Here is a 6,158-nt window from a genome sequence, read left to right on the forward strand (position 1 = left end):
GCTTCGAGGGCCTGGCACGTCGAGCATCCGGTGCCGAGAATCGTAATGGTCATGGTGATCGGAGGGTTGTATTGAAAGACATCGATACTATGCGGCAAAAAAAGAGGAGGGCCGCCCCGCGCTATTCCGCGGACACCTCCTCCGTCTCCCGGACCGTCGAGAACCGGTCCATCAGTGTCGAGAGGGCGGTAAACGCCGTCTCGTCGACTCGATGGCGGACCATCGTGCCCTCCTTTCGACTGTGGATGAGCCCAGCCTCCCGCAGCACCTTGAGGTGGTGGGAGATCGTCGGCTGACTCAGGTCGAAGTAGTCCATGAACTCGCAGACGCAGATCTCGCCGCCGCCGTGGTAGATGAGGTCCACCATGCGCAGCCGGACCGGATTGGCAAGGGCCTTGAGTTGGTCGGCGCGGTGCTCCGTGGTCGTCTCGGAGAGTTTCTCTTCCGGCGACACACCGCAAGGACACGAGGACGGGGCAGAGTCGGGCATCGCGGATGGGACGGTGAGTGGTTATATTGGTAGCTATCTATATAGACAGGTGTAAATACTGTTCCGGCGGTCCAGGCATTCACGGCTCCTTCGCCTTTCCCTGATGCCGCGTACACGGGAAATCAACCCGCATGCACACAGCCAATGCGGGTGCCGCCGCATTGGCGGCCGTGATGCGGTAGTGGCCGCTCAGGATGGGGATCTCGTACTCCGTTTCGAGGACCTGGTGGATCGTTTCCTGCTCCAGGTCGTGGCCCTCCAGGAGCTGCGCGTAGAACATGGGAAGCCACGTCCGATCGAAGGCACCCGGGCGCCCGTCGCCGAGACGGAGGCGGTCGAGCCGCATCCCCGTCTGGTCGTCCGTGTCCAGATGCCCGGCGACCGCGGGCGGGCCGTTTCCGGGGCGTGATGCTCTACTGTTGCCGACGCGTCGAGCCGCGCCCGCGCCGTGTCCTGCGCAAAGTCGGTCAGGTGCACGAGGCCCTGTGCGGCCCGGCGCTCCTTCACAAACGAGCCAAGTCCCTGCCGGCGATAGATGTCGTTCTCACTTTCGAGCGTCTGGAGGGTCCGCCGCACCGTCACCCGGCCCCCGTCGAACCGATCCCCGACTAGCGCTTCATCTGTACGGGCACGTGCCCGAACGTCACGCGTCGACGCACGGTGCGGGTGGAGTCGTTTGTCCCCTGCAGCGTGGCCTCGGCGGTGAGGGCGCGCGGCCGGGCGTCGGTCCCGATCGGCCACGACGCGACGAGCTGCGTAGAGTCCCCGGGGGGACACTCCGCCGCGTGCACGTCGTCGAACTCCGTCCCGTCATCCACTTCCAGATTTCGGAGCGAGAGACGATACGCGTTCTTGCCGTCGTTCGTCACTGTCACCACCAGTCGGAAGACCCACGGCCCGTCCGACCGGCCCCAGATTTTCATCTCGGCGACGCGCTCCGAGACGGCCGTGGCGGGCAGCAGGTCGTCCCCGATGTGGACGGGAGCGGCCTCCGGCTCTTCGATCTCGCCTCGCTCCTCGGCCTCCACCTGCTCTTCGGCGTCCTCGTCCTCCCCGAGAAGAAAGGACCGGATTAGCGTCATGCCCTCGATCCCGAACGCCAGCCCGAACGCGAGGATCAGGAAGAACCGGACCACCCAGGGATTGATGCCTTCCACCTCGTCGGGCGCGGCTTGCGTCGGGCCGTCATCTGCATCGGAAGATGGGGTGTTCATAGAAGAGAGGAGCAGAAACCATCCAGACAACCGCCGGGGAGCGACCAACGTGCGAGCCCCCGGTCTCGCTCCAACACCCCCAGACGCCTAACGCAAAACGCACAACGCTCAACGCCCAACGCCCAACGCTCAACGCCCAACGCGTTTACACCGGCGAGGGGAAGGCCCCCGGCGAGAAGAGTCCGTTCGTCACCATCTCGGCCAGCGGCAGCGTGTAGGCAATGAGGACCAGCACCACAGCCACACCCATCCACAGCTTCAGGTTGTCCAGAATCTTCGGCGAGTGCTCCGGCCCGGAGAGCGGCGGGGGGAGAGTGTCGTCCACGTTCGTCGCGGGCGAGCCAGCCCACCACGTCCCTACGACCACCGTGAGGAAGAGGATCAGCGCAATGAAGAGAATGGTGCCCCCAATGGCCACCTGCCACTGCATCTCCGCCATCGTCCCGAACGGGACCTCGTAGTTAATCCCTGCGTACTCCGGCTCCGCCACGCGGCGCGGCACGCCCGCCAGGCCCTCGCGGTGCAGCGCATTCGACATGAGCGTCATGCCAATGAACCACGTGTAGGGCTGGGCGAGCGCGAGGCCCTTGAACTTGAGCTCCTTCCCCGTCAGCTGCGGCAGCAGCCAGTACGTGACGGCCATGAAGGTGAGCGCCACGGCGGTCCCCACCGTCAGGTGGAAGTGGCCGGGGATCCACGCGGTGTTGTGCACCAGCATGTCGATGTTGAGCGAGGCATTGATCATGCCACTAAAGCCGCCCGCCGCGAACATGATGCCGGCCAGGGCACAGCCCACGAATGCGGGCCGTCCCCACGGCAGCGCGCCCATCCAGGCAAAGTAGCCACTGCCACCCCGCTGGCGGGCCCCGTGCTCCATCGACGAGATCACCGTGAAGGCGGTCATGAGGCTCGGCAACAGAATGACGAGCGTCATGATGAGCGCCCACATCTTGTAAATCAGCGTGATGCCCGGGTCGGCGTACTGGTGGTGGTAGCCGATGGGCGTGGACAGGAGCAGGAAAAAGATGAAGACCACGCGGGTCAGGGGGTCGCTAAAGAGGCGTCCGCCCGAGAGCTTCGGCAGGATGGAGTACCACACGAAGTAGGCCGGCAGCAGCCAGAAGTAGACCACCGCGTGCCCGAAGTACCAGAAGAGCGTGCGCGGCAGCAGCGGATCGATCTTCTTCACGATCCCGAGCGACCACGGAATGAGGAGCACCACCACCTCCAGCGCCACGCCCAGCGAGCAGAGGTACCACATGAGCCACGTGAAGATGACCATGTAGGTCTGCAGCGGAATGCGGGCGTCGGGATTGTCGGCGCGCCACGTGCGGTAGGTCCAAAACCAGTCGGCGCCCGCCAGCCAGGAGCCGACGATTAGGAGCGCCGCGCCGATGTAGAAGAGCGGGTGGGCCTGGAGCGGGGGGTAAAAGGTGTAGAGGACCGCTGCACTGAGTCCAGTGCCCGGCACGAGGCCGCCGAGGATGGCCACGGCCGCCATTACGGTCCCCACGAGCATCATCCCGAACCAGGTCCACGAGAACGCCATGTTCTCCGGCTCGCGCTCCAGGCTGCGCGTCACGCCCCACTGGTAGAGGCCCACGATGAAGAACGTGGTGAAGACGAGTGCCAGCAGGACGCCGTGGCCGGTCAGTACGTCGTAGTATTGCGTCGACGACACAAATCCGCGAAAGACGTTCGTGCGGTGCAGGGCCTGAATCAGACCGAAGAAGCCCCCGACGCCGAGGGCGACGAAGGCGACGGCCAAGTTGGCCTTGACGACGCGCGCCGCTTTCGGATAGTGGTTGACAAACGTCATCGTGATATCAGGTTGCTCTCGTCAAACTCGGATTTAGGAACGATCTTAATCTCCCCCTTCATGTTGTGGTGGGCCGCGCCACAGTATTCGTGGCAGATGAGCCCGTAGGTCTTGGGCTCCGGGAATCGGGTCGTGAAGGTTGCGATCTGACCGGGAATCACCATGGAGTTGAGGTTGGTGCCCGGCACCTCGAACCCGTGGATGACGTCGGGGCTCGTGAGGTGGAACGTGACTTTCGTGTCGGCCGGGAGGACGAGGGGCTGGCCGGTGCCGGGCCGGAAGAGGAACTGCTGGGCAACCATGTATACCTCATAGTGATTTTCTTCGATTTTCCGAACCCCGGGATTTGCGAACGCTCCCTTCGACAGGACGGTGGTCGGATCCACCGGCTTTCCCTGCTCCACCCCCGGCACCTTCAGGTCCATGACGGTAAACCCGAAGAGCACGATTCCAATGAAGGAAGCGATGAGAAAGAGGGAGAGCCCAATCCAGAGCTTTTCAAAACGGTGAACGTGCATAGTCGGACGTACTCAATGTCGGGCATACTCAATGAATGGAAGGAGCGCGCGTGGCGAACTCGACGAAGTACATCAGCGCGTACAGCACGAGCAGGAGAACGAAGTAGGCCCCGGTGACGGCGAGCGTGCCGTAGGGCTGGAATTCATCGAGAGAAATCTCCCGGACCTTCTCCGAGTTCGCCTCCGGCGCAGGGGCCTCGTCCGAAGCGGTAGGGTCATCAGTTGGCATAAGGGAGCAAGGCCTGATTCATAGGGACAATGCATGAGGGACAATGCATGGAGGTGGATGGGCGGGCCATCCAATCGAGCGCCCGGCCGCGCACGCTCCATTTTCTCTCTCGTATGGTACTGGAGACGGTCCTGACCCACAAGGGCGCCACACACGACGATTGGGTGGGGCATTCTCCCACATGCCGTGAAGCTTCCTTTTACGCCTCAACACGGAGCCGGACGAGGCGTGCATACCAGACGCGCGGCCCTCTCTGCAGGTACGTCCATCGGATCTCTCCAGGATGGGCCTCCTCGATCCGGCGACGCACCGTTGCTGGATCCTGGTCGTCCACGAGCACGAACGAGCCGTCTGCCTCTAAGTCCTCGAACACTGCCAGAATGGCCTGCAGCTTCCGATCGGTCGGCAGTGGGCGCACGTCGAGGGCCTTGGGGGGAGTGGTGGACATATAGATGCGAATGCGTTAGTTTTGAAATTCTTGGGCCGCTAGTCCCATCGATCGCCCAGCGGCCCGCGCTCCGTCGCCGGTCGTTGGATAGCCCCAGATCCCCCAGTTCTCTTCTCGTCGCTGCCTCCCCATCATGGACGTATCGCGGGCGCGGATTGAAGACGCAATGACCGATCACGCCTTCTTCGGCGGACTGACCCCGGAGGAGCGTGATGCCCTCATCGATCTCGGCCGCGTGCAGACGGCCCCGTCCGGCACCATTCTGTTCCAGCACGGCGATGCCTATCGCGGCTTCTACCTCGCGATCGACGGCGCCGTCCACATCTATCGGCTCAGTTCGGAGGGGCGAATGCTGGTGCTCCACGTAATCCGGCCCGGCGAGTCGTTCGCCGAGGTGCCGCTGTTCGAGCAAGACGACGGGGACACCTACCCGGCCACCGCCGAGACACTGTCAGACAGCACCTTTCTCTTCTTTCCGAAAGAGGCATTTCTCGCGTTCATCGATCGGAATCCGCGCACGGCCCTGAACATGTTGGGCCAGATGGCCGGTCGGCTCCGCGCAGCGGTCCGTCAACTCGACGCCGTGTCGCTGCAGGACGTGCAGGAGCGGCTCGCCCGCCGTCTGGTCAAGCAGGTTCCCACGGTCCCCGACGATCCCGACACGCTCCCCACTATCGAGCTCGACGTGCCCAAGTCCGTTCTCGCCGCCGAGCTGGGCACCGTCCCCGAAACCCTCTCGCGGGCCCTGCGGGCGCTGGAGGAGCAGGATCTCATCCAGCGGGGACACGCCAACATCGCTCTGACGAACGTTCAGGGGCTCCGCCGCCTCGCTTGGGAGTGATGCGTGATTCGTGATGCGTGATTCGTGATGCGTGATTCGTGGTGCGTGAGGATGAGTGAGAGCCCGCCTCCACCGCTCGCCCCTTCTCCCATTCCCCCTCCCCACGCACTCTCACTCCCATGCTCCCGTGCCCCGTCAAAGGTCCGTCCGCCGGAGCCGGCGGCACGCAAGCGTCAGGACGAGGGCGGTCCAGGCCACGGCGAGCACGGCCACCCATGCGGGGAGCCATGCCGTCAACTCCGCAATCCAGGCGGCCTTCCCCGGTGCAGAGAAGGGCACGTTCTCCAGCCCGAAGAGCCCTGCCAGCCGCACTGCATCGACCGGGTTGAGCAGGAGGAGTCCGACCCAGAGCATCGGCACTCCCTGCAGCACCTCCACCCCTGCCCCCACCAGTGCCAGCGTGTCGTAGAGCGCGAAGGCGACGAACCACACCCCGAGCGCCGCCATGAGGCCGCGCGCCCGGCTCGTCGTGTACTGCCCCACCGCCACGCCCGCGCTCACGCTCACCACGACCAGCGCGCTCCCGAGGCCCCACAGCAGCGCTAACGCGCCCACGGACGGCGCGACGAGGGCCGCCGGAATGAGCGGCAGCAGGAGGA

At 64.5% G+C, this 6,158-nt stretch carries 8 protein-coding genes and 1 pseudogene; 1 reads left to right on the forward strand and 8 read right to left on the reverse strand.

The features are described 5' to 3' along the window. Positions 1–121: 121 nt before the first annotated feature. The 7 genes from ABEL04_RS11395 to ABEL04_RS11425 all read right to left on the reverse strand — a co-directional run bounded on the left by ABEL04_RS11395 (position 122) and on the right by ABEL04_RS11425 (position 4,718). Positions 122–490 (reverse strand): ArsR/SmtB family transcription factor, encoded by a 369-nt coding sequence (locus tag ABEL04_RS11395; RefSeq protein ID WP_375802516.1) that lies wholly within the window; start codon positions 488–490, stop codon positions 122–124. 79 nt (positions 491–569) lie between these two features. Then, positions 570–836: a UTRA domain-containing protein gene (locus tag ABEL04_RS11400; RefSeq protein ID WP_375802517.1), complete on the reverse strand. Its 267-nt coding sequence runs from the start codon at positions 834–836 to the stop codon at positions 570–572. Positions 837–1,098: 262 nt separating this feature from the next. Beyond that, positions 1,099–1,704: a hypothetical protein gene (locus ABEL04_RS11405; protein ID WP_375802518.1), complete on the reverse strand. Its 606-nt coding sequence runs from the start codon at positions 1,702–1,704 to the stop codon at positions 1,099–1,101. A 145-nt stretch (positions 1,705–1,849) separates the two neighbouring features. Further along, positions 1,850–3,523, reverse strand: a complete 1,674-nt coding sequence (locus ABEL04_RS11410; protein WP_375802519.1) for a b(o/a)3-type cytochrome-c oxidase subunit 1 — start codon at positions 3,521–3,523, stop codon at positions 1,850–1,852. Next, on the reverse strand, positions 3,520–4,041 hold the full coding sequence (locus tag ABEL04_RS11415) for a cytochrome c oxidase subunit II (protein WP_375802520.1): 522 nt from the start codon (positions 4,039–4,041) through the stop codon (positions 3,520–3,522). Before ABEL04_RS11415 ends, ABEL04_RS11410 begins: the two co-directional genes overlap by 4 nt. Before the next feature lie 28 nt (positions 4,042–4,069). Next, a complete protein-coding gene (locus ABEL04_RS11420) occupies positions 4,070–4,270 on the reverse strand; it encodes a cytochrome oxidase (RefSeq protein WP_375802521.1) in 201 nt (66 codons plus the stop codon). A gap of 199 nt (positions 4,271–4,469) precedes the next feature. Beyond that, positions 4,470–4,718: a DUF2249 domain-containing protein gene (locus tag ABEL04_RS11425; protein ID WP_375802522.1), complete on the reverse strand. Its 249-nt coding sequence runs from the start codon at positions 4,716–4,718 to the stop codon at positions 4,470–4,472. A 133-nt stretch (positions 4,719–4,851) separates the two neighbouring features. Here ABEL04_RS11425 and ABEL04_RS11430 point away from each other — a divergent pair, with 133 nt between their 5' ends. Continuing rightward, entirely contained in the window at positions 4,852–5,559 is a 708-nt protein-coding gene (locus ABEL04_RS11430) for a Crp/Fnr family transcriptional regulator (RefSeq protein ID WP_375802523.1), read from the forward strand. 135 nt (positions 5,560–5,694) lie between these two features. On the opposite strand, the pseudogene ABEL04_RS11435 reads toward ABEL04_RS11430, so the two are convergent. After that, positions 5,695–6,158, reverse strand: a pseudogene (locus ABEL04_RS11435) (hypothetical protein); the annotation flags it as partial.

It is taken from the genome of Salinibacter sp. (assembly GCF_042218895.1).
Lineage (GTDB): Bacteria > Bacteroidota > Rhodothermia > Rhodothermales > Salinibacteraceae > Salinibacter.

Coding starts and splice junctions, on each gene's coding strand:
- ABEL04_RS11410 (WP_375802519.1), bottom strand. CDS start 3,523: ATGACGTTTGTCAACCACTATCCGAAAGCGGCGCGCGTCGTCAAGGCC.
- ABEL04_RS11415 (WP_375802520.1), bottom strand. CDS start 4,041: ATGCACGTTCACCGTTTTGAAAAGCTCTGGATTGGGCTCTCCCTCTTT.
- ABEL04_RS11425 (WP_375802522.1), bottom strand. CDS start 4,718: ATGTCCACCACTCCCCCCAAGGCCCTCGACGTGCGCCCACTGCCGACC.
- ABEL04_RS11400 (WP_375802517.1), bottom strand. CDS start 836: ATGCGGCTCGACCGCCTCCGTCTCGGCGACGGGCGCCCGGGTGCCTTC.
- ABEL04_RS11430 (WP_375802523.1), top strand. CDS start 4,852: ATGGACGTATCGCGGGCGCGGATTGAAGACGCAATGACCGATCACGCC.
- ABEL04_RS11395 (WP_375802516.1), bottom strand. CDS start 490: ATGCCCGACTCTGCCCCGTCCTCGTGTCCTTGCGGTGTGTCGCCGGAA.
- ABEL04_RS11405 (WP_375802518.1), bottom strand. CDS start 1,704: ATGAACACCCCATCTTCCGATGCAGATGACGGCCCGACGCAAGCCGCG.
- ABEL04_RS11420 (WP_375802521.1), bottom strand. CDS start 4,270: ATGCCAACTGATGACCCTACCGCTTCGGACGAGGCCCCTGCGCCGGAG.